Origin of the sequence: Shewanella sp. 10N.286.52.B9 (assembly GCF_002873635.1) — a bacterium.
In the GTDB taxonomy this organism is placed as follows: domain Bacteria; phylum Pseudomonadota; class Gammaproteobacteria; order Enterobacterales; family Shewanellaceae; genus Shewanella.
In genome coordinates this window covers 14,120-36,257 of record NZ_MCTY01000071.1, presented here as the reverse complement: position 1 = coordinate 36,257, position 22,138 = coordinate 14,120, and the positions used below count along the sequence as shown (strand labels likewise).

General features: G+C 41.8%; 18 protein-coding genes. 7 read left to right on the top strand and 11 right to left on the bottom strand.

Features of this window, described 5'->3' with window-relative positions:
* Positions 1-601 precede the first annotated feature (601 nt).
* The gene (locus BCU91_RS05515; protein WP_102531061.1) at positions 602-1,807 is read left to right on the top strand and encodes an aromatic amino acid transport family protein; all 1,206 of its coding nucleotides are present in this window, start codon (positions 602-604) and stop codon (positions 1,805-1,807) included.
* A 207-nt stretch (positions 1,808-2,014) separates the two neighbouring features.
* Positions 2,015-4,171 (top strand): S46 family peptidase, encoded by a 2,157-nt coding sequence (locus BCU91_RS05510; RefSeq protein WP_102438577.1) that lies wholly within the window; start codon positions 2,015-2,017, stop codon positions 4,169-4,171.
* 11 nt (positions 4,172-4,182) lie between these two features.
* Here the strand turns inward: BCU91_RS05510 and BCU91_RS05505 are convergent, their stop codons facing one another.
* From BCU91_RS05505 to BCU91_RS05495, 3 genes are all read right to left on the bottom strand, one after another.
* Positions 4,183-4,896 (bottom strand): pseudouridine synthase, encoded by a 714-nt coding sequence (locus tag BCU91_RS05505; RefSeq protein ID WP_347230779.1) that lies wholly within the window; start codon positions 4,894-4,896, stop codon positions 4,183-4,185.
* Positions 4,897-4,898: 2 nt separating this feature from the next.
* Entirely contained in the window at positions 4,899-5,543 is a 645-nt protein-coding gene (locus BCU91_RS05500; protein WP_133126575.1) for a hypothetical protein, read from the bottom strand.
* 189 nt (positions 5,544-5,732) lie between these two features.
* Positions 5,733-7,082 (bottom strand): Na+/H+ antiporter NhaC family protein, encoded by a 1,350-nt coding sequence (locus BCU91_RS05495; protein WP_102438594.1) that lies wholly within the window; start codon positions 7,080-7,082, stop codon positions 5,733-5,735.
* A gap of 319 nt (positions 7,083-7,401) precedes the next feature.
* Between BCU91_RS05495 and BCU91_RS05490 the strand changes: the two genes are divergently transcribed.
* From BCU91_RS05490 to BCU91_RS05475, 4 genes are all read left to right on the top strand, one after another.
* Positions 7,402-7,683: a hypothetical protein gene (locus tag BCU91_RS05490; protein WP_347230778.1), complete on the top strand. Its 282-nt coding sequence runs from the start codon at positions 7,402-7,404 to the stop codon at positions 7,681-7,683.
* Between the two features lie 249 nt (positions 7,684-7,932).
* Positions 7,933-8,817 carry a LysR family transcriptional regulator gene (locus tag BCU91_RS05485; RefSeq protein WP_198589270.1) on the top strand — a complete coding sequence of 295 codons (885 nt, stop codon included), beginning with the start codon at positions 7,933-7,935 and terminating at the stop codon, positions 8,815-8,817.
* Positions 8,818-9,125: 308 nt separating this feature from the next.
* Positions 9,126-10,016 carry a cation diffusion facilitator family transporter gene (locus tag BCU91_RS05480; protein WP_102438571.1) on the top strand — a complete coding sequence of 297 codons (891 nt, stop codon included), beginning with the start codon at positions 9,126-9,128 and terminating at the stop codon, positions 10,014-10,016.
* A gap of 319 nt (positions 10,017-10,335) precedes the next feature.
* Complete coding sequence (locus tag BCU91_RS05475) at positions 10,336-11,172, top strand: formate/nitrite transporter family protein (RefSeq protein ID WP_076540465.1); 837 nt, start codon at positions 10,336-10,338, stop codon at positions 11,170-11,172.
* Between the two features lie 197 nt (positions 11,173-11,369).
* On the opposite strand, the gene putA is transcribed toward BCU91_RS05475, so the two are convergent.
* The 4 genes from putA to BCU91_RS05455 form a co-directional block, all read right to left on the bottom strand.
* Complete coding sequence (gene putA, locus BCU91_RS05470) at positions 11,370-14,558, bottom strand: bifunctional proline dehydrogenase/L-glutamate gamma-semialdehyde dehydrogenase PutA (RefSeq protein WP_198590438.1); 3,189 nt, start codon at positions 14,556-14,558, stop codon at positions 11,370-11,372.
* A 309-nt stretch (positions 14,559-14,867) separates the two neighbouring features.
* Positions 14,868-15,437, bottom strand: a complete 570-nt coding sequence (locus tag BCU91_RS05465; RefSeq protein ID WP_241903522.1) for a TIGR04211 family SH3 domain-containing protein — start codon at positions 15,435-15,437, stop codon at positions 14,868-14,870.
* Positions 15,438-15,703: 266 nt separating this feature from the next.
* Positions 15,704-16,972 carry an inorganic phosphate transporter gene (locus BCU91_RS05460; protein WP_102438565.1) on the bottom strand — a complete coding sequence of 423 codons (1,269 nt, stop codon included), beginning with the start codon at positions 16,970-16,972 and terminating at the stop codon, positions 15,704-15,706.
* A gap of 25 nt (positions 16,973-16,997) precedes the next feature.
* Entirely contained in the window at positions 16,998-17,681 is a 684-nt protein-coding gene (locus tag BCU91_RS05455; RefSeq protein ID WP_102438563.1) for a TIGR00153 family protein, read from the bottom strand.
* Between the two features lie 224 nt (positions 17,682-17,905).
* On the opposite strand from BCU91_RS05455, the gene BCU91_RS05450 reads away from it, so the two are divergent.
* Complete coding sequence (locus BCU91_RS05450; RefSeq protein WP_102438561.1) at positions 17,906-19,387, top strand: CYTH domain-containing protein; 1,482 nt, start codon at positions 17,906-17,908, stop codon at positions 19,385-19,387.
* 83 nt (positions 19,388-19,470) lie between these two features.
* On the opposite strand, the gene BCU91_RS05445 is transcribed toward BCU91_RS05450, so the two are convergent.
* The 4 genes from BCU91_RS05445 to BCU91_RS05430 form a co-directional block, all read right to left on the bottom strand.
* On the bottom strand, positions 19,471-20,292 hold the full coding sequence (locus BCU91_RS05445) for an ion transporter (protein ID WP_102438590.1): 822 nt from the start codon (positions 20,290-20,292) through the stop codon (positions 19,471-19,473).
* A gap of 128 nt (positions 20,293-20,420) precedes the next feature.
* Positions 20,421-20,744, bottom strand: coding sequence for a hypothetical protein (locus tag BCU91_RS05440; RefSeq protein WP_102438559.1), 324 nt, complete (start codon positions 20,742-20,744; stop codon positions 20,421-20,423).
* Between the two features lie 31 nt (positions 20,745-20,775).
* Positions 20,776-21,432 (bottom strand): hypothetical protein, encoded by a 657-nt coding sequence (locus tag BCU91_RS05435; protein ID WP_102438557.1) that lies wholly within the window; start codon positions 21,430-21,432, stop codon positions 20,776-20,778.
* Positions 21,433-21,438: 6 nt separating this feature from the next.
* A complete protein-coding gene (locus tag BCU91_RS05430; protein ID WP_076539734.1) occupies positions 21,439-22,128 on the bottom strand; it encodes a PspA/IM30 family protein in 690 nt (229 codons plus the stop codon).
* Positions 22,129-22,138 lie beyond the last annotated feature (10 nt).

The following is a 22,138-nucleotide window of genomic DNA, read 5'->3' as shown; positions in this document are numbered from 1 at the left end:
CCGTTATCTTTTTGAGCATCTGACTGAATTGATTTAAGTCTTCTGGTGTTTTAATGCTTTTAGCAGCTTCTTTAGCAAAAGCTTCAATATCTTTTTTGTTCATGAGTATCTGCCTATCCTTGACTCTCTATAGAGTACGTGTTGATAAGCAGTTACACAAAATTAGTTACAGTCTCCATAATGCTGGTAATTTGATTGTTAAGGTATTAGATAAGTAAATACCTGTTGTTAACTATGTAAAAGGAAGACTTAGGTCTTCCTTTTTTATTTATCTTGTTCTGGTTTACCTGCATAGTCAGTTTACTCATCATTTCATTTGTTGATGGGTAGTTTTATATGTGATTACTCAATTAATATCGCTCTTCAAATTGTTTGCTAGCCTCAAAATCCTCTTGTATGGTTGTAATGCTACACCATTGCAAAATCCTTGTGTTAAAGTAATTATCAATATGTTGCGTAATTGTTTATTAACGCGCGTGTAGGCCTTTAAATGCCTAAGTCTCTTGCTAGTGATAATCTCCTTCTGCTACTGTCGAAATCGGCCATATCAATAAGACTTGGTAAAACGACCAATAAATAAAAACCATACGGGACTCATGTTTTGAACTTAAAAATACTTGGCTCAATCGCCATTGTTGCAGGAACTGCTATTGGTGGGGGGATGTTAGCTTTACCACTTGCTACCGCAGCGCTAGGTATTATGCCTGCGATTTTATTGCTGGTAGTTATCTGGGGATTATCAGCTTATACCTCTTTATTAATGTTAGAAATTAACTTACGTACTGGTGTGGGTGATAACGTCCACGCCATTACAGGCAAAACCTTAGGCAAGGTTGGTCAACTTATTCAAGGCGGATCGTTTTTAAGTTTGTTATTTGCCCTGACCATGGTGTATCTAATGGGCGGATCATCACTACTTGAATCTCGCTTAGAGCCATTATTAGGTGTCGATTTAAATAACCAAGTGTCAGTACTGCTATTTACGTTAGTATTTGGTGGCCTAATTGCCGTTGGCGTGAAGTGGATTGATAAAGTATCTCGGGTGTTATTTACCGCGATGATCGTGTTATTGGTTCTAGTGGTGGCATTTTTGCTACCTGAAGTAAACCTTGTGGCATCATTAAGTAATTTTTCAGCCAATGTCGCCGAAGGCGATAAGCTTGACCATTTATGGTTAGCGGCTATTCCTGTGGTATTTACCTCATTTGGTTTCCATGTGTGTATTGCGACCATTGTTCGTTACTTAGACGGTGATGCCGTTTCGTTAAGAAAAGTGCTATTGATTGGCTCTACTATCCCGCTAGTTTGCTATATCTTATGGATTTTGGTCACTTTAGGTACCTTAGGCGGTGAAATGGTAAATGGTTTTGCAGGGTCATTACCTGCGCTAGTTAATGCATTACAAGCTGTAGCTAACTCAGCGGTTGTCAGTCAGTTTATTGATTTATTTGCCAATCTTGCACTCGTGACTTCTTTCTTAGGCGTTACCATGAGCTTGTTTGACTATGTTGCCGAGTTAACCCGAGCAAAAGATGATAAAGCAGGCCGTGCTAAAACTTGGTTAGTCACTTTCGTGCCGCCACTATTATGTGCTTTATATTACCCTGATGGCTTTTTCCAAGTGCTCGGCTTTGCGGCCATACCGTTAGTGGTTATGATTATCTTCTTGCCGATAGTCATGGCATTAAAACTGCGTAAGCAACAATTAGGTGGCTATGAAGTGTGTGGTGGCAAGCTTGCCTTAGCTATCGCAGGTCTATTAGGTTTGTTGATTGTGGTTGCTCAGTTGATGGTGGCTTTAAGCTAAAAAAGCCAATAAATGAAGCTGTGTTGTCGATAAGCTTTGTAACGGCATTTTTCAAAGACTATTTCTTTGTAGAAACAATATGATAAAGTCAGGCTATCCGCCTGACTTTTTTATGCCTTAAATCTGAACATTGTTGCTTCAATATGACATTGTGACCGCATTAAAATACAGGCAATTTGGGGCTCTTTTATTAAAAATGGAATAATAATGAAAACATGGTTATTAAGCGCTGCAATTTTGGCAACATTTGCCAGCCAAGCAGACGAAGGAATGTGGCAGCCTTATCAGCTACCTGCAATGGCTGATGAGCTTAAAGCAAAAGGATTGGAGATTGATGCCAAATCGATTTCAAAATTAACCGAATTTCCAATGAATGCCGTGATTAGCCTAGGTGGCTGCACAGCATCATTTGTGTCGCCTAAAGGCTTGGTTGTTACTAATCATCATTGTGCTTATGGCGCTATTCAGTACAACTCAACCCCAGAGAACAACCTGTTACAAGATGGTTTTTTAGCTAAAACTTATGCAGAAGAATTACCTGCTACACCGGGTTCACGTATTTATGTTACTGAAGCTGTTACTGATGTCACCGCTAAAATAAAAGACGGTGAAATGAGCAAAACTGGTAATGACTTTTACAAAGGCATTGAGCAAAAAGAGAAATCATTAGTCGCAGAGTGTGAAGCGCAAGATGGTTACCGCTGTAAGGTTTATAGTTTTCATGGCGGTCTTGAGTATTACTTAGTTAAACAGATGGAAATCCGCGATGTTCGCCTAACTTATAATCCTGCAGCCAGTGTGGGTAAATATGGCGGCGATATCGATAACTGGATGTGGCCACGTCACACTGGCGATTTTTCATTCTACCGTGCTTACGTCGGTAAAGATGGTAAGCCTGCCGATTTCAGTAAAGATAATGTCCCATACGAGCCTAAAAGCTTTCTTAAAGTGTCTGCAAAAGGCGTAAGCGAAGGGGACTTTGTTATGGTGGCAGGTTACCCCGGCCGTACTAACCGTTATCGCATCGCGAATGAAGTCGAAAACCAATTTGAGTGGGCTTATCCGCAAGGTAAAGTGTTGCGTGAACGTTTAATTGAAATCATCAAAGACACAGCCCCAGAAGGCAGTGATGAGCGAATTAAATATGAAAGCTCAATTGCAGGATTAGCCAATTACGCTAAAAACTTTACTTCGATGATTGAGTTTTACGGTAAATCTACCATGTTAGATGAGCGTAAAAGTTTAGAGCAAAAATTAGCTAAGTGGATTAGCAAAGATAGCAAGCGTCAGGCGAAATATGGTGAAACATTAGCTCAGTTAGATAAGTTAATTGCCTTAGACCAACAAGGCCAAGAACGTGACTTACTGCTGAGTTACATGGGTTATTCAACCATGAAGAACACCGCTGAGCGCCTATATCGTTTAGCTCATGAAAAAGCGTTACCGGATATGCAGCGTGAGCCTGGCTATCAAGAACGCGACATGACTCAGTTTACCTCAAGTATGGAGCGTATTGACCGTCGTTATGCTGCCAGCGTTGATAAAGCCATGTTAGCAGACTTACTCAAGCGTTATGCCGCTTTGCCAACCTCTGAGCGTTTAGCTGATTTTGATAAGGCTTTCTCGATTGGTAAAAACTTCGATGAAGCCAAGCTAATGAAAACCCTTGATAGCATGTATGCCAATACCACACTGTCAGATAAAGACGTCCGCTTAGCTTGGATGAATAAGTCGGTAGCTGAGTTTAATCAGTCGAAAGATCCGTTTATTCAATATGCGGTGATGACCTTTGATGAAAAAATGCAACGCGAACAAGCGCAAAAACAACTTGCTGGAGACTTAATGAAAGTGCGTCCACAGTATATGGATGCGGTCATTGCCTATAATCGTGAGCTAGGTAAACCGGTTTACGCTGATGCTAACTCAAGCTTACGAGTCACGATTGGTAACGTAAAAGGATACTCGCCCCAAGATGGTTTAGTGGCGGCGCCGTTTACTCGTCTTGAAGGTATTGTTGCGAAAGATACTGGTGCAGCTCCATTTGATGCACCGACTAAGCAACTTGAGCTTATTAAGCAAAAGCAGTACGGCGATTTCTACATGAAATCAATCGATTCTGTACCGGTTAACTTCTTATCGACTTTAGATACCACTGGTGGTAACTCAGGTTCTCCAACTTTGAATGGCCGCGCTGAATTAGTGGGTTTACTGTTTGATGGCGTTTACGAAAGCATCATTGGTGACTGGGGTTATGATCCTCAAACTAACCGCTCAATCCAAGTGGATAGCCGTTACATGCTGTGGGTGATGAAGTATTTAGATAATGCTGACAACTTACTTGAAGAAATGGACATCGTAAAATAATTGATAAGCAGCTACAACTTAAGTAGCTGCTGCAGTGTGACTAATTCTGCGGCCTCTAGGGGCCGCATTTTTGTTTCTGGCAACTGAGCAAGCTGACAATTCATCATGCTCACTCTTAGCAAATCAACAACGTGATAGCCCAGCGCTTGGGACATTCTGCGAATTTGTCGATTAAGCCCTTGGGTTAACGTTATCTCAAATTGGCACTCGTCAATGACAGAGACCTTACAAGGTTTAGTGGTCACATCTCGATAGCTGACTCCTGCACTCATTAACGCGGCAAAATCATTTTTAAGAGGTTTATTTACCGTGACTTGATAGACTTTTTCATGGCCAAAATCAGGATGCATCAGTCGATGAGTTAGCGCGCCATCATTTGTCAGTAGTAATAATCCGCGCGAGTCCTTATCTAATCTTCCTGCAGGGTACAGCCGGGGTGAAGCGGGTAAGTGATGGATTAAACTGGAGGCTAACTCAGGTAATAAGCGGCAATCAATGCCCACGGGTTTGTGATATAGCCAATATTGTTTGCTCTCTAGTGGCGCAATAGTTTCACCGTCTAGTAAAATATTGGGGTTTACCACATTGGGGCTGACGCGATCTAACGCTGAGGCGATTTGACCATTAAAGCACACTCTACCTGCGGCAATAAGCCTTTGGGCTTGGCGCCTTGAGCAGACTCCGCAGTGAGCTAAATACTGCTCTAAGCGCATATTATTGGCCAAAATTAGTTTCCTACAAGCGATAAGTTGGCAAGGTGATGTTGCTGCTTAATACGTTTTTTCATATCAATGGCTAACACCATACACCACAAAATATTGGTTTGAGTTAGTACCCACATCACCAAGGACATCCAACAAATGTCACTGGTAGCATGGCTACATGGATCAAAATCTAATGTCGACCAGTTAAGCAAAGACATCAATATTATTGAAAATATTAACCCAATAATATTTAGAGCGAATAATGGACTGGTTAAAGCGCTACGCTTGCGAAAGTATTCCATAAAGCAAAAACAATGCAGCAAAAAGGTGCAAATGAGATAACCGGTTGAAAACAGACGGTGTTGCTCTAAAAAGTTAATTGGAAAGATACCAATGAGTACAATTAATACGCCTAAGGTAGCGCCAGTGACGGTAATACCTCGGCTGTAGCCATCTTCAAAGACAAAGTAGCGCGCTGACATAGCCAGTATTAAACACATTCCAGCAATGACTAATGACATATTGTAAACAATGGCTAACGGTGAACTCATATAGTCACCTAAGGTATCAGCTCTAATGCTCAGTGGGTTAATACCCAAACGAGACACTTCAGCAATTAACGCCGCCCCAATGCCAAGGCCACTAATTACAGCAGTCGCTAACGACATGAAAATAATCATTAAATATAAATCGTAATGTTTATTAAACTGAATTGATTGGCTCATGGGTTGTTTGATATGCAAATGTTAACTTTAGACTAACACTTTTAAACCGCTCTTTTATATAAAATAAAACCTGAGTTCAACCATCATTAAGTCGGTTGTTCTCAGGTTTTATGCCGTTGGTTTGACAGTGAATTAAGCGCGTTTACGCAATATCACAATTGAAATAGCAACCACAGCTAAAATCATACAATACCAAGCGTGTGAAATAGCAGCTAATGGGCTAATGGCAAAGGTTGATGCTATCAATAGTGCTTGAGCGCCATGGGGAATTAACCCTTGAATGATACAAGCAAAGATATCTAAAACACTCGCCGCGCGCTTAGGTGCAACGCCATGCTTGCTGGCTAAGTCTTTGGCAATGTCACCGACAACCACAATCGATACCGTATTGTTAGCGACACACACATTGGTTGCTGCAACCATACCTGCCATACCTAGTTCAGCAGCGCGGGGTGATGCGTCACCTTTGGCTTTAGAGAAGCGGGCAATCAAAGATTCAATCTTCTGGCTTACAAAGGTTAAACCGCCTTGTTGTGTCATCAGCGCAGCTAAACCGCCAACAAGCATAGATAGAATGAAGATTTCTTGCATGTTGGTGAAACCAGCATAGATATCTTGACCAAATTGGACCGCACTATAATCCATAGTGAACAGGCCTGTAGCGCCAGCTAGCAGTATGCCTACGGTTAGTACCACAAACACATTAACTCCTGATACTGCTAAAAATAATATCGTTAGGTAAGGAATAACGTTAATGAAGTCAATTTCTTGGGCGGCAATGTCAGCTTGTCCCTGACCCGCAATAGCAAATAACACTAAGGCAATTGCTGATGCTGGCAGCGAGAAAATTAAGTTCTCACGGAACTTGTCTTTCATTTCACAGCCCTGAGTACGGGTTGAGGCAATGGTGGTATCAGAAATAATAGATAAGTTATCACCAAATAATGCACCAGATAATACTGCGCCAGCCATTAATGCATAATCAATTTGCGCTTGATCAGCAACGCCTAATGCAATCGGCGCTACCGCTGCAATGGTACCCATTGAGGTGCCCATCGCGGTAGCAATGAAGGCAGCAATAACAAAAAAGCCGGGTAATAATAAGTTCGATGGGATCATTGATAAGCCCAGCGCAACCGTAGCATCAACACCACCAGTCGCTTTAGCGACAGAGGCAAAGGCGCCTGCCAATAGATAAATCAGACACATAGCAATAATATTGCTGTGACCAATACCGGCAATGAAAGTATCAATGGATTGATTTAATTTTTGCTTAGACAGTAATAACGCCAAGATAATCGCCGGTAAAATCGCGATAACACTAGGTAACTGATAAAAAGCAAAGTCTACACCTTGGCTTTGAAAGTAAACCCCAGCGCCAATAAATAAGGCTAAAAAAGCAAATAGTGGCAGTAAAGCAACAAAGGAGGCTGGGCTGGTGGCCGATTTTTGTGTTTGTGTGGTCAAGTGAGTCTCTCTTATTATCTTATTCAATTCATTGATGGTTATTGGTGCTGCACCAATAGGCTGCGAGTTACTTTAGCAATCCATGTTATTTCAGTTTCAATGATGATAGCTTGTGCAATGATAGTCAGCATAGGAGATCTACAAATTAGTGTCAATCTAGACGTCTAGACTTCTTTGCTTCTAGGGTTGGTTTTACTTTAATGGCACATGCTAACTGTATTTGCAGCACAATAAAGTATACATCTCATTAACCTTGAGACGGTTTGGTGGCTGTATTTTGACCTTTAACAGCCGCTGCAATATTATCGGCGTTCATTGATGCAAGAGCCCCTTGATGATGAAACCAGATAGAATGACTGCAATGCAGCAACTTATAAACCAAGTTAAAGATACCTTTCCCTTAGATGATCCTGCTTTAGCCGTATGTGGTTTTAATAGTAGCTGTATTGGCTGTCCCAAAAAACTGCTTGAAATTGTTGATAGTGAAGTGAGTTATTGGCAATCATCGCTGGACAATAATGCCACCCCGAGCTTTGGCGATTTAGAAAAATTTGCCAAGTTATGTAAAAACGTTCATCGAGGTTTAAAGCGCAACGGTTTGTTTGATAGTCAATAGTGCGAATATTGCCTGTGAGGGCTTGATGGTTATTAGGATTGTTATCAAGCTGCCTTTTACTACCTCACTTTCCTGCCTCAAACTCCCATATCCGCTGTAATTTTAGATTTCATTTTTTCCCTTAAGATGGTTAGCATTGCCTAAGCTATGTTGATAACCGATAACTGACTAGCGAAATTGATAAAGCGTACTGTTGTGGCACAAAGCAATAGGCTATCTTAGCGAGGTAGCCTCACTATAGGAATAATAATGGCACTGACACTTTCGCAAATTGAAGCTTTTTGTTTGGTCGCAGAGCTGGGCTCTGTGTCAGAAGCGGCGAGACAAACAGAACAGAATCGCACCAAAATGACCATGGCGATTAAAGCGATGGAAAAAGATCTCGATACCGCATTATTTGATCGCACCGGTAACCAAGTCACATTGTCCGAAGCAGGTAAGGCTATTTATAAAGATTGCCAAAGTATGCTGACAGCGGCGCAGCGGATCCGCCAAACCTGTCGTCAAGTTAAAGGTGAGTTTGCTGCAGAAGTATGGATTGCCCGTGACGACTCTTTACCTGACGATATTTGGTTAGAGTTGACTCATCAGCTTAATAATCACTTTCCAGCAACCTCATTTAATATTGTGCTGGCCTCCACCGGCGATCTGGCCAATTTAGTTGAAACTGAGCAAGTTAATTTTGCTTTTGGAATTGACTATGAAAGCACTGATAGTGCCATGGTGACATCACATCCTTTAGGTAAAATTCGCATGATGTCAGTGTGCCGTCATGACCACCCCTTGGCAGCAAAACGCCGAGTGTCAGATGAAGACTTGCGCAGCGCCATGCAAGCATCAATGGTATATTTAAATGAAAAGTCCAATCCTGAATTACAGCCTTTTTCCCGTAACTATATTGGTTTTTCAAGTTTTGATTACATTCTTAGCTCCATTCAAACTGAAGATGCTTGGGGTGTAATGCCTGAACCCTTGATTAAACATTTATTGAGGCAGCAATCCATTGCGGTGATTAAGCATACTTACGGTTTATTGCAGGAAGACTATTGCATGTTTGCAGCAAGTGGCCTTAATGAGCATCCCGCGACAAACTGGTTAGCCGATCAGTTAAATGACTATCTATTTGCTTTTTAATCTTGTGTTCATGATAAGCCCATCCTCGATGGGTCATTAAATCAAACTGTTCAACTGGTCCATTTCAATAACCAGCTATCACCTTTGTATTAGCTTATTCGTGTTATTTCGGATTCATGCCAAGCACTCACTGTCAATATAATTGACAGGTGGTTACTAAACTAAGTCATTGAATAGCCTTGCTATAATAATATTACTATCAAAATAACCTCACAGACGTTGAGTTTGTCATTGCTGATTTAATACAGAATGCCAAACTGTACTCAATTACCTATACGGGTAAATGATTAATTTTATGAGGAATTCATATGTGTGTGCCATCTCAAGCAATAGAGCAAAAAGTGTTGATACTGTCTTCAGTATTTGCGCTGATGTTTGCTGTAGGCGGCTTGGCGGTTGGGCTGATATTGGGTTCCTTAGTCATAGCCTTTGATGGTTTATACTCGTTAATTAGTTTGCTGTTAACTATTTTGTCACTGCTCGCCGCTAAGCTTATCCATTCCCCGAAAGATAAGCGTTTCCCCAATGGTAAGGCGATGTTTGAACCTATTGTTATTGCGATCAAAGGTGTGGTGATTATGTGCCTAGTGATTTATTCACTGTTCGGCGCAATCGATAGTTTAATACAAGGTGTCAAGCCGTTAGACATTGGTGTCGCGAGTGTTTTTGGGCTGGTAAATACCCTTGGTTGTGGTTTTGCTTGGTGGAAAATAACCCAAATGAGCCGCGAGTCGCACTCAGGGTTAATTGAAGCAGAAACTAAGCAGTGGCAGATGGATACTTTGCTCAGCATGGCTATTACGCTGGGGTTTGTTATCGCATGGGGCTTAACGCAAACTTCGCTGGCTCAATATGCAGGTTATGCCGATCCACTCATGATGATATTAATTTCAGCTTACTTTTTGAAAGTTCCTTTTTCTATGGTGAGTCAAGCGGTCAAAGAGCTATTGCAAATGGCACCACAACAAGAACTGATTGCAGAAGTATCCAAAGGCATGAAAGAAGTTGATAGCCAAGAAACCCTGCATTTAGGCAGTGTCGTCAAAGTGGGAAATGAGCTTAGAATTGATATCAATGTCGTACCTAGTGAAGAGTCAATTATAAAGACCGGTGATATCAAAGTATTTCAGCAAAATCTCAAGCAAAAGTTATCAGCGCTGCCATACAAGTTAGAGCTTAAAATGAATATTGCCATTTAACCATTTAGTCATCAAGCTATTGCTAGTCACTACAATAACCATATTCGATTATTGGTACCATTTGAGTCTTAACGAAGACTCACTTATCCGCCGCAACAACCACTAACTTGCTCATTACGCTTCATTTAGCGAGACAAACTTGATGCTAAATACGGCCTTTCAATAATGGCTTTTTTGCGCTATCTAGGTGCAGCTTGCACTACTTACAACCATTTTCAAAAAATCTAATTAGATTAGGGTGTTGATTTATAAGCATTTATCAACCTTGGTATGAAGTTGGCTTATTAGCAGTCAACTACATAACTATAGGGAATGCACTATGTCATATATCGAGCCAAAGGAGTTTGCTACCAAGATGGTAGATGCTGGGGAGCAAAAAATCTTCATGTCGACACGAGATACATTAGTTAGGGCATTTATGGCTGGCGCGATACTGGGACTTGCCGCTTTTTTTGCCATTACCGTTATCGTGAAAACAGGTAGCTTGTTAGTCGGATCATTATTATTCCCGGTTGGGTTTATTATGTTGTATCTGATGAAGTTTGATTTGCTGACAGGTGTATTTACCTTGGTGCCTTTAGCTGTCCTTAACAAGCGACCGGGATGTACCTGGGAGCAACTTTTTAGGAATTGGGGGTTAGTGTTTGTGGGGAATTTTGCCGGCGCGTTAACCGTGGCATTTTTTGCATCCTATATCCTGACTTATGGTTACAACACTGACGGTGGAGTATTAGCGGCTAAAGTGAGCTCAATTGGTGAGTCACGTACGTTAGGGTATCAAGAGCATGGCGTGGCAGGCTGGTTTACTATTTTTATTCGCGGCATGTTGTGTAACTGGATGGTGTCTATGGGAGTGGTAGGCGCTATGATCTCAACCTCAGTGAGCGGCAAAATGGCTGCAATGTGGATGCCTGTGATGCTGTTCTTCTTTATGGGTTTTGAGCATTCAATCGTTAATATGTTCCTATTTCCATTTTCAATGATCATGGGCGGTGACTTTACTGTTAGCGACTACCTATTGTGGAATGAAATCCCAACGGCATTAGGTAATTTAGTCGGCGGCTTTTTACTCGTGGGCTTACCTTTGTACTTAACCCATGTTAAGACAAGCCCTGAGCGTAAAACTGCTGCTGAAAAAGAAAGCTTAGCTTTATAAGCAGTGCTAAGGCCTATCCTTGTCTCGATTGGGCTTTGTTATGGCGATTCAAGTGATACCTGCTTACTTAATGGTAAGCCGTTGATGGTTTTATCGGTAAATACTATTAGCTTGAACACTATTAACCTAAATAAAATAGCTTGAACAAAAAATGCCCGCAGCTGCGGGCATTTTTATGGTTTCAAACCTGCTAATTATTAGTCTTCAGCATCACCAAGGGACAATAACGTCGCGTTACCGCCAATGGCAGTAATATTGTTGGTGCGGGTTTTTTCAGTAATAAAACGAGTAAGGTAGTGTGGTCCGCCTGCTTTGGGGCCAGTACCTGATAAACCTTGACCGCCAAAAGGCTGTACACCCACTACTGCGCCAATTTGGTTACGATTAATATAGACGTTACCCACATCAACCTTGTCTGCAAGATTTAACGCATGGCCTTCATTGCGGCTATGAATTCCTAAAGTAAGACCAAAGCCGGTGCTGTTTATCTCGTCAATAACCGCGGCTAAATTAGCGGCTTTATAACGAATAACGTGCAAAATTGGCCCGAAATGTTCTTTCTCAAGCACTTTAATTGAATCAATTTCTACCGCTGTTGGCGACACAAAGTGGCCATTTTCAGTGCCTGCGGGTAAGTTGATTTTCTTAATTAACTTACCAACTTGCGAGATATGATCAATATGGGCATTTAGGTTCGCTTTTGCAGTGGCATCAATCACAGGGCCAACGTCAGTTTGAACAAAGCTTGGGTTACCAATACTGAGCTCTTCCATTGCGCCTTGCATTACATCTAACACGCGATCGGCAATATCTTCTTGTAAGAACAGCACTCGCAATGCCGAGCAGCGCTGGCCTGCACTGGTAAACGACGATGAAACCACATCTGCAACCACTTGTTCTGCTTGTGAGGTCGAGTCAACTATCATCGCATTTTGACCGCCAGTTTCAGCGATGAGCGGAATGATAGCACCTTCACGATTAGCTAATGTGCGGTTAATCAATTTAGCAGTGCCGGTTGAACCAGTAAAGCACACACCGCCAATACGTTCATCAGCGGTGATCGCTGCGCCAACAGTAGCGCCAGTGCCTGGTAAGAACTGCAGTACATCGACAGGAATGCCTGCTTCATGAGCTAATTGCACTGCGCGGTAACCTACTAATGAAGTTTGCTCAGCGGGTTTGGCAATCACGGTATTACCAGCAGCTAGCGCCGCAGTAACTTGGCCCAAGAAAATCGCTAATGGGAAGTTCCAAGGGCTAATACAAACAAAGATGCCGCGGCCTTGAATGAATAGTTCATTTAATTCACCCGTCGGCCCAGGAAGCAAAGTTGGCGCCGCCATCATTTTCTTGGCTTGAATAGCATAGTAGCGACAAAAATCTACTGCTTCACGGACTTCATCAATGCCATCTTGTAAGCTTTTACCTGCTTCACGAGTACAAAGGGCAATCAGCTCTTCGCGGTTCTCTTCAAGTAAGTCAGCCAGTTTTTGAAGTGCAGATGCACGCTGCTCAACGGGGGTATGACTCCAACGATGAAAAGCGCCATGGGCAGAACTTAATGCAGCTTCAATTGCCTGATTATTGGCAAAAGCTACTTGTCCCACCGTTTTAGTGGTGTCAAATGGGCTGAGTACATTTTTGGTTTCGCCGCTTAAGGTCTCGCCATTGACTAATGGCCCAGCAGTCCATTGGGTATCGTTAAATTGGTCAACGCCGGCAAAAAATGGCGCAGACTCAGAAATGATGTTCATGTTTAATCCTTTAGAGTTTTTACGTTCTATACCAAAAATATCTTCCGGCAGAACAATTTTATTATTAGCTAAAGTTTTATAAGCTTTTAAAGTGGTTAATGGATGCACCACTAAGCTTTCGATAGGGGTTTTCGGGTCCACTAATTTGTGAACAAACGAGGTGTTAGCGCCGTTTTCTAATAGGCGCCTTACCAGATAAGGCAGTAGATCTTTATGGGCACCAATAGGCGCGTAGATACGCACGGATTTTGCGCCACTTTCAGCCAGCATAGTGTCGTAGAGCTCTTCACCCATGCCATGTAGGCGCTGGAACTCATAGTGACGATTCGCGCCCATCGCACTGATACTGGCAACTGTTTGGGCATTATGGGTGGCAAATTGCGGGTATATGGCGCCTGTAGTGGCGTCAGAGAGTAAATAACGAGCACAGGCTAAATATGATACGTCCGTGCCGGCTTTGCGAGTGTAAAGTGGGTAGCCACCGTCGCCAGCTTGCTGAGCCCATTTTAACTCACTGTCCCAATAAGCGCCTTTTACTAGTCTCACTGGAATTTCATCGCCTTGCTCGCGGGATAACTTAGTTAACCAACATAATACCGGCAGGGCACGTTTTGAGTAGGCTTGAACCACAATCCCCAGTAAGCCCCAACCTTGAGTTTCGTTGGCGTTATATAGCTTCTGGAATAACTTGAGTGATAATTCAAGGCGATCCATTTCTTCGGCATCGATTGAAATACCGATGTTGAGCTCGCGCGCTTGCACGATGAGTTTAATGACAGTGTCATATAATTCACTGAGTACACGTGATTCATTGGCGACTTCATAGCGTGGATGCAGTGCCGATAATTTGATTGAGATTGTGGGGCGAGGAGCGCTTGATAGATCGTATTCTTGTGCGCCTAATTCAGCAATCGCATGGCTATATTCAGTGTAATACTTATGTGCATCTTTAGCGGTTAACGCGGCTTCACCGAGCATATCATAGCTGTGGGTGTAACCTTGCTGGCGCTTAGCAACACTGTTTTTAAGGGCCTCTTTAACCGTTTGTCCCAACACAAACTGTTTACCCATAATCTTCATCGCGGCATTCATTGCTTGACGAATAACAGGCTCACCAACACGATTAACTAAACGGTTTAGCAAGTTACTAGGTTTGCCGTCGATGTTTTTATCTAACTTAACGATTTTACCTGTGAGCATTAAGCCCCAAGTGGATGCGTTAACTAACACTGAATCACTTTTACTTAAGTGCGCATCCCACTTAGCGCCAGAGAGCTTATCTTCGATTAAGGCATCTGCAGTAGCGGCATCAGGGATACGCAATAATGCTTCAGCAAGACACATCAAGATAATGCCTTCTTGAGTTTCTAAGCTGTATTGCTGCAAGAAAGCATCAATGCCAATCATTAGGCCTTTCTTTTCAAATTGGCGCACTTTCAAGACCAGTTGATGGGCTTTATCAGTGATTTGCTTAATTTCAGTATCAGACGATGGCACTAATTTAATAAGCTCAGATAAATACAGTTCTTCATCAACGATGTAATTATTAGTTATGGCTGAGAATAGCTCATCTAAGCTAGCATTATTGTAATGACCGTTTAGGACTTCACTGGCATTGAACATAATTTTCATTCCGTCTTGAGCTGTTTACTAACTTTGTAAACAAGATGTTTATTATGATGTTTTTTATTTTGTATACAATGTACGAAATCGAGGCGAGTATACGATTAAAATGTGATGTTGAGCAAGATTTAGTGTCAGTTGTGATGATGAAATATAGCCTAGGTGTTTTTTATACCTCTTGCAGGCAAAATAACGACTTTTTTGAGGGGGTAAATGTTGTGCTTTTGTTGCCAGCGTAAGCTCAAAAAGCAGAAACAAAAAAGCCAATGCAATGGCATTGGCTTTTCAGGTAAGATAAGTCGCGTAATTGAGCTAGGACTACATCCAGCGGCTGTTCTTCTTACGTTGTGGTCTTGGTAGATAGACTAGGAAAATACCGATTAAGGCGCCTAATCCAGCAATTAATGCGCCTTGTTGCCACATTCTTGATTGAGCATTATCTTGAATCGCATTCAATTCTTTAATCGCATGGTCGCGCTGTTGAGATGCGCTAGCAAGCTCTGATTCTAGAGATAAAATCTGTTGGTTAGCTGCTGTTAGCTGTTGGGTTACAGACTCAGAGCTTTGATCTAGCTGCGCTAAAGTTTGCTTGGCTTTAGCGAGTTCTGCTTCAACAATTGGCAAACGGTTTCTAAGGCCGGTGCCTTTTTTAACTAACTCAGAAATCACCCAACCTTCACGGTTTTTATGATCACGAATTTTACTGTAATCGTTTTGGCTTTCGTTTAATAAGGTAACTGATTGGCCTGCTTCGATGGTGCCTAAAATACGGTATTGAGTCCCTGGACCACTATGCATGTAAATATCGACATCATCGGTAATGAAATGCGTCGCTTGTTGCGCCATTAAGCCATTTGAGAGCAGTAGTAATACTACCATTGTGAACATTCTTAACACGTTATTTTTCCATACCATTAGAACTACCCGTCATGCTATTTATTTAGCGACTTGATTGCAAGGAAGAACGCAAAAGTCTTATTCAAATAAGCGATATTACTGATTAATCTAATGGGATTATGCGTAAAACGTTATGCTTTGGCTAAATGAAGCGAATAATTAGCCCGCTGATTAACGAAAGTTTGCTATTTGAAACAAAAAAGCCGGACATTAATATGACCGGCTTTTGCGTGGTTAGCTTAATAACTGACGAGTTATTAGCTAAATATCCCTTTGATGGTGAAGAAGAACAGGATAGATAATGCCGCACCCGCAGGTAAGGTAACAACCCAAGAAACAACGATGTTACGTACTACACCGATATTAATTGCGGCAATACCACGAGCCATACCCACACCTAACACCGCACCAACTAGTGTTTGAGTTGTCGAGATAGGTAAACCGGTACCTGATGCAATAACAACTGTTGATGCTGCAGCAAGTTCAGCAGCAAAACCACGGCTTGGGGTTAAGTGAGTGATGTTTTTACCAATGGTTTGCATTACACGCTTACCAAAGATAGCTAGACCCATCACAATACCAACCGCACCTAATGGTAAAATCCACCAAGCTAAAGCCGCTTTAGAGCCAATTTCACCGCCGCTGTTAACAACTGAAACTACAGCTGCTAATGGGCCAATGGCGTTAGCAACGTCATTTGAACCGTGAGCAAATGCCATACAACAAGCGGTAACTACCATTAAGATAGCAAATACTTTTTCTACATTTGCATATTCAGTTTGGCGATTAACGTCGGTGCTCATGTTTAAGCGGCCGATCATAATCTTACCAAAGATACCAATAACAACGGCAACAATAGCGGCTAAGCCATAGGCTTCAGCAGTTGAGAAGTGCAATCCAACATGCTTCAAACCTTTAGTAATAGTCACAAGTGACATCACAAAGCCTGCAAAAGCCATGTAGAAAGGTACATAACGCTTAGCGTTGGCTAACGGATCATCAGTGTTAAAAATGAGTTTTTGAACACTTTGGAAGATCATAAAGGCGATGAAACCGGATATCGCAGGAGTCACAACCCAAGAGCCGACAATGCCAACAACCTTGCCCCATTCAACAGAATCTACGCTAACACCTACTGCAGCAAAGCCAACAATAGCGCCAATAATAGAGTGAGTCGTAGATACAGGCCAACCTAGCGCTGAGGCTAGGATCAGCCAAATACCTGCAGCAAGTAGAGAACCTATCATGCCGTAAACCAGTAATTCAGGTGAATCGACGAAATAACTCGCGTCAATAATCCCTTTACGAATTGTGCTGGTCACTTCGCCACCCGCAAGGTATGCACCTGCGAATTCGAAGATCATTGCAATGATAATAGCTTGTTTAATAGTGATAGCATTAGAACCCACAGAGGTTCCCATAGCATTAGCGACATCGTTTGCGCCAATACCCCATGCCATCAAAAATCCAAATACAGCCGCAATACCAATAAGCATTGGGCCATTGGTGACTAATACATCAACCATGTTGTTTCCTTGATAACCTTTTTAGTTATGAACTGCGAGCTAACATTAGCTCTAGGCGAGAGCCTACACGCTCGGCTAAATCTGCCAAGCCTCCAACCCATTCGATAATCTTGTACATAAACATGACATCGATAGGATTCAAATCTGCTTCCAAGCTTAGTAGTAAGCGACGTACTTGGATTTGCAAATCATCTGAATCAGCTTCAATACGATCTAATTCATTGATCATTTTGGCGACTAATTCGACTTCACGTCCTCTAAAACCTGTTTCGAGAAGGTCATCGAGTTCGTTAATTGCTTGCTTAGCAAGAGAGACAGCATCTAAACAACGTTTGAGATAAGCTTTAAACGGTGCTTGCACTTGTTGAGGGAAAACTAATTGGCGACCAATAATACGGCCGGAGATGTCTTTTGCCTTGTTAGCGATTTTGTCTTGTTGAGTTAATAACTCAAGCAAGTCAGTACGCTCTACTGGCATAAACAACCCACTAGGAAGGGTAAGGCGGATCTCACGCTTTAGCGTATCTGCCTCATTTTCAAGTAAGCTTATTTGCTTACGGACTTTGACCGCTTCATCCCAGTCACCTGAGGTCGTTGCGTCAAAGAATGGTACAAGTAGTACTGCACATTCATGAACTTTGTCGATATGCTGTTCTAAGGGCTTAAGGGGTGATTTTGCAAACACTCCTAAAATAGAGTTTACTGGCATTGCGGTTAACCTATTTAATGATTCCAATTTTGGAAAAGCGGGCGCATGTTACCTTAAGCGTCCACATAATGAAACTGTGTTTTTAATTTAATCTACAGTTGATATTAGTCAGTATATAGAACTGAGTAACGCTATCCTAAGGGATTTTTATTACACTAATGTGACATTATGAACTAATTATGACGCATTAATGAAGATTTAATGACAAGGTGAAAAAGAAGTCAATGGACTCTGAGATAGAACTTAAGCTGTTTATACAGCCACAATACCATGATTTATTGGTAAAATTACTGAATGAATTGGACGGCGCTACCCCTCAAGAAACTTGTCAGTTATCAAACAAATACTTTGATACACCTCAATTACAATTAAGACAACATTTGATGGGGCTTAGGGTACGCCAAACTGAAAAGTATACCGAGCAAACCATTAAAACTGCGGGCAAAGTTATTGGCGGTATTCACTCTCGGCCCGAATATAATGTGGCTATTGAGCAAGATTTCCCCGAACTGGCATTATTTCCTGACACCATTTGGCCGCAAGAAATGCTGGTTAGTGAGCTGCAAGCTGAAATCAGCTGTATTTTTGAAACTAATTTTTGCCGTCAATCATGGCATGTTTATATTGGCGATAGTTTAGTTGAGATTGCATTTGATACCGGTAATGTCCTGGCTAACGGCAAAGCCGATCCCATTTGTGAAGTGGAGTTTGAACTGTTAGCTGGTGACACGTCAGCGCTATTGCAGTTGGCTATTGACGTTGCTCGTCATGTTCCGGTGAGATTAGGTAAAGCGAGTAAAGCCCAGCGCGGCTATTTACTTTCAGGTCACTCACAAGCGCAATCATTAAAGAGCATCGATTATATTCGCTTACCCAGCGATAAAAGTTTATCAAAAACCTTGGAAGTATTATTAGAGTCGGGCATCGAACGCTGGCAGATCATTGAATCAATCTTGCTTGATAGTGATGAAATTTCTCAGCAAGCACAATTATGGATGCAACTGCGGGCTTGTATTCGATTGTTGCGACTGACTCTAAGCCAATTTGGATTATTGAATTCACAAGTGCTCAGTTACTTCGACACGTTAGAGCAACAACTACAATTTATTGAGCCGCTGCAAAGCCTCAGTTTAATTATTGATGAGCGTCAAAACTTATTCGGTAAATCCATTAATAAAGCGCCGCTAAAGGCATTAGCTAAAGCCAGTGCGGCTAAGCTTGTTGCTGATAATAATCTCGAGGCTTTTTGGCTTAAACCTGAATACGGTCAATTACAGCTTGAATTAGTGGATTTATTATTAAAAACTGCCAATGGTTCCCACCGCTTAGTGGATTATCCTGAATTGGGTGTGTTTGCTAATCGTTTACAACAAGATTCATGGCAGCGGATTGTAGATGTAATGCCAATGAGCGCGGCAATGGATAGCCTTGATTATCAAAAAGTGGCCCATTGCTTAGATGAAAGTATCTTGGTGGGGTTTGCTTATGGTGAATTGTATCAAGCAGAAGACCGCGAAGCATTCAGAGCGCCTTGGCAAGATTTAGCCTTAGGTATTCAAACCTTAGGTTGTTATCAATTGTTGGCTAAACTGACTGCAGAGACCGACGTGGATATTGGCCGTTGGCTTGAAGATAAAGAGGCTAGTTTGCTGTTTGCCATGGAGCATTCTCGTAAAAGTGCCTTAAAAAACCAGCCATACTGGTAAGCTAAACATTTAAACATAAGGCCTATCAGTTGATAGGCCTTATTTTTTTATAGATGAAATAATCCGAATGTGGTGAGTGCTGGTTAATTCTTGTCTATAAGCTGCTGTTTTAAAATGGCTATTTCATCAAGCATTTGACGCTGGTTTTTTTCCATTTGTTGCTGGTTTTGCTCCATACGCTCCAATGCTTGCTCTAATGCAGATTTGATATCCTGTTTATTAGTTTCTTCACGCTCTTCACGTTCATTGCTGTCTGGCGCGACAAAAACCGATGCCATGTAACCAGAAATCACCCCAAAAAAACTCACGCCACTAATAATTACAATCGCGCCAATGATATGGCCAATTGTGCTAACTGGATAAAAATCACCATAACCCACGGTTGATATGGTCACTAATGCCCACCAAATGGCTTGCTCGGCAGTTTGAATGTTGGCGCCTTCAACCCCAGTTTCAACTAATAAAATTAGCACGGAAGCTGCGCCCAAAATAAACACCATTGCCACTAATAACCCGGCTAAGGTGGTTTGTTTGCTTTGTCTTAATAGCGGAATGATTAGTGTGCGTGTGGCACGAATTAATCTGATCACCCGTAATATTTGGAAAACACGGGCGATACGCAGTGCTTCAATTGCAGGGATGCTGGCAACAAAATCAATCCAGTGATGTTTTAAATAAAACTTCTTACTTGGGGCTTTAAAAAGTTCATAAAAAAAGCGCGACATAAACAAGAGGCAGATACTGGTATCAATAAACAATAATACCCGTCTGGTTTCAGGATCTATTTTGCTGAAAGTCAGCATAATCACAATAAAGACTGAAAAAAGCGATAACACCATCATCGCCAGTTCGAAAGGGCTGGGACCATTTAAGGTTTTTAATGACCAGCGTTTTTTATCTATCATCGATACAAATCCGTTTTGCAAAAGCAGTGCAGTGATGCTACCAATCATGGGGTATGGCGTAAACCTTAATTGCAGCCATAAAAAAACACGCCTTAAACAAGGCGTGTTTTTTAAAATCCAAACATCAGCTATTCGTCTACAAATTGCACTAAATCATCTAAAACGCGCTTTTTAATTTCAAGTTGTGCATCTGAATTTAACCCGTATCGCTGGGCTAATAAGACGTAATCATCTTGGCTTAACGACACGGTTAATCTGGGTCTTTTTGGGCGCTTAGTGACGCTTAAACCAAGTATTGAGCGAATTTGATCTGAAGGGCTGACCCCTGCATCAAGGGCGGCTTTTCGGATCTGGTACTGAAACTTTTCATCTAAATCAAACGCGACTTGGGTTGCCTTGGCCGCTTGCTGATTTTTTATCCAGGTTTCTGGTAACGATTTACCTTTACTCATGGTTGGTTTAACTCCCTAAAACCGCTTTAACTTAGCTTGCCGGCCAAAACTCGCGAATATCCGTTAATGGACGATATAGCGTCAACATGACTTCAGTATCGCCACCTTCATAAACTTCGACATCCACAGCGTGGCTTTCATCGCTATCAACTAATGAGTAGCTTTCAAAGCCATCGCCTCGTTGTTGATTACTATCATCTTGAGGTGGCTTTTGACCACGGTAATCTTGACGATGGAAATAACCAAAAGTGGCAAATTCAACTTGATGATAAGCATCACTTAACCAGCGTGCGTATTCACTGTCTAATTCATTTGAAAGCGGTAGTGTTTTGAGCTCAGCATTACCGGGCTCTTCAAATAACTGTGAGAATTCATCGAGATCAAAAATTTGCTCAACGATAGAGCGATTTACTTTGACAGAGAAACTTAAGTAAGCTTCATCTTCTTCAATGTATGACATGAAAATAGCGGTGCCACTGTGACCGCGAAGTAACCACTCACATTGTTGTGAACGTTCATATTCATAAGTATGAATCGCTTCAACTTTAAGTTGCTGCCCACGTAGTTGCTCAGGTAAGGCAAAACTATCATCAAGGGAGATCATATCTCCCTTGAGTAGCTTGTTCACATGGTCAAGCTGACGTTTAGGGGCTTCTTTCTTGCCAAATAGGCCACGCAGAAATCCCATAGTCAATTAACCTTTTTTCGCTTTAAGACGCTCTAAAACAGCATTAGCACTAGACTTTTGCTCACCAATTCCTGCTTCTGCTAGCTTAGCGTGTAAAGACTTGTCGCTATTCTCTTCAGCTAAGGTTTCTGATGCTTGTAGGCGATCATCAAACTGTTGCTGGCGAGCTTTAATACGCTCTAGTGAATCTTTTGCATTCATTAACTTTGAGTTACTTGATGCAAATGAATCAGTAATAGTCGCGGTGGCTTTTTGTACGCTTTCAGTGGTTTTAACCATGCTTAGCTGACGTTGATAATCAGTTAATTGACGCTCGGTTTTCTTCACTAATTCTTTTAAGCGTAAAGCATGTGCAGAATAGCTGCTGTTCGCTGTTTCGTGTTCTGCTAGCTCTTGATCTAACTGAGCGATTTTTTCAGCAACTTCAATAGCTAACGCTTCGTTATCTTTTTCAAGTGCTTGAGTTGCATAACCTTCGTGCTCAGTGATGCTGCGTTTCAGGCGATCGATTTCACGGCTTGCTTGCATTTCTTTCGCCATAACGTCAGTTAACTCACGTTTTGCTTTAGTTAAATGCTTTTCTGCGTCACGAATTTCTTGTTCAAAAATACGAGTAGAGTTTGCATCAACAATAGTTTGGCCGACTTCATTTGCGCCGCCACGAAATGCCGTTAAAATTTTATTTAAAATGCCCATGATATGGCTC

What these genes read in the sequence shown, in the direction of transcription:
- BCU91_RS05510 (WP_102438577.1), top strand. Translation starts at nt 2,015, where the DNA reads ATGAAAACATGGTTATTAAGCGCTGCAATTTTGGCAACATTTGCCAGC.
- BCU91_RS05435 (WP_102438557.1), bottom strand. Translation starts at nt 21,432, where the DNA reads ATGGGATTTCTGCGTGGCCTATTTGGCAAGAAAGAAGCCCCTAAACGT.
- BCU91_RS05455 (WP_102438563.1), bottom strand. Translation starts at nt 17,681, where the DNA reads ATGCCAGTAAACTCTATTTTAGGAGTGTTTGCAAAATCACCCCTTAAG.
- BCU91_RS05475 (WP_076540465.1), top strand. Translation starts at nt 10,336, where the DNA reads ATGTCATATATCGAGCCAAAGGAGTTTGCTACCAAGATGGTAGATGCT.
- BCU91_RS05500 (WP_133126575.1), bottom strand. Translation starts at nt 5,543, where the DNA reads ATGTCGTTAGCGACTGCTGTAATTAGTGGCCTTGGCATTGGGGCGGCG.
- BCU91_RS05465 (WP_241903522.1), bottom strand. Translation starts at nt 15,437, where the DNA reads ATGTTCACAATGGTAGTATTACTACTGCTCTCAAATGGCTTAATGGCG.
- BCU91_RS05430 (WP_076539734.1), bottom strand. Translation starts at nt 22,128, where the DNA reads ATGGGCATTTTAAATAAAATTTTAACGGCATTTCGTGGCGGCGCAAAT.
- BCU91_RS05450 (WP_102438561.1), top strand. Translation starts at nt 17,906, where the DNA reads ATGGACTCTGAGATAGAACTTAAGCTGTTTATACAGCCACAATACCAT.
- BCU91_RS05480 (WP_102438571.1), top strand. Translation starts at nt 9,126, where the DNA reads ATGTGTGTGCCATCTCAAGCAATAGAGCAAAAAGTGTTGATACTGTCT.
- BCU91_RS05445 (WP_102438590.1), bottom strand. Translation starts at nt 20,292, where the DNA reads ATGATAGATAAAAAACGCTGGTCATTAAAAACCTTAAATGGTCCCAGC.
- BCU91_RS05485 (WP_198589270.1), top strand. Translation starts at nt 7,933, where the DNA reads ATGGCACTGACACTTTCGCAAATTGAAGCTTTTTGTTTGGTCGCAGAG.
- BCU91_RS05440 (WP_102438559.1), bottom strand. Translation starts at nt 20,744, where the DNA reads ATGAGTAAAGGTAAATCGTTACCAGAAACCTGGATAAAAAATCAGCAA.
- BCU91_RS05460 (WP_102438565.1), bottom strand. Translation starts at nt 16,972, where the DNA reads ATGGTTGATGTATTAGTCACCAATGGCCCAATGCTTATTGGTATTGCG.
- putA (WP_198590438.1), bottom strand. Translation starts at nt 14,558, where the DNA reads ATGAAAATTATGTTCAATGCCAGTGAAGTCCTAAACGGTCATTACAAT.
- BCU91_RS05490 (WP_347230778.1), top strand. Translation starts at nt 7,402, where the DNA reads ATGATGAAACCAGATAGAATGACTGCAATGCAGCAACTTATAAACCAA.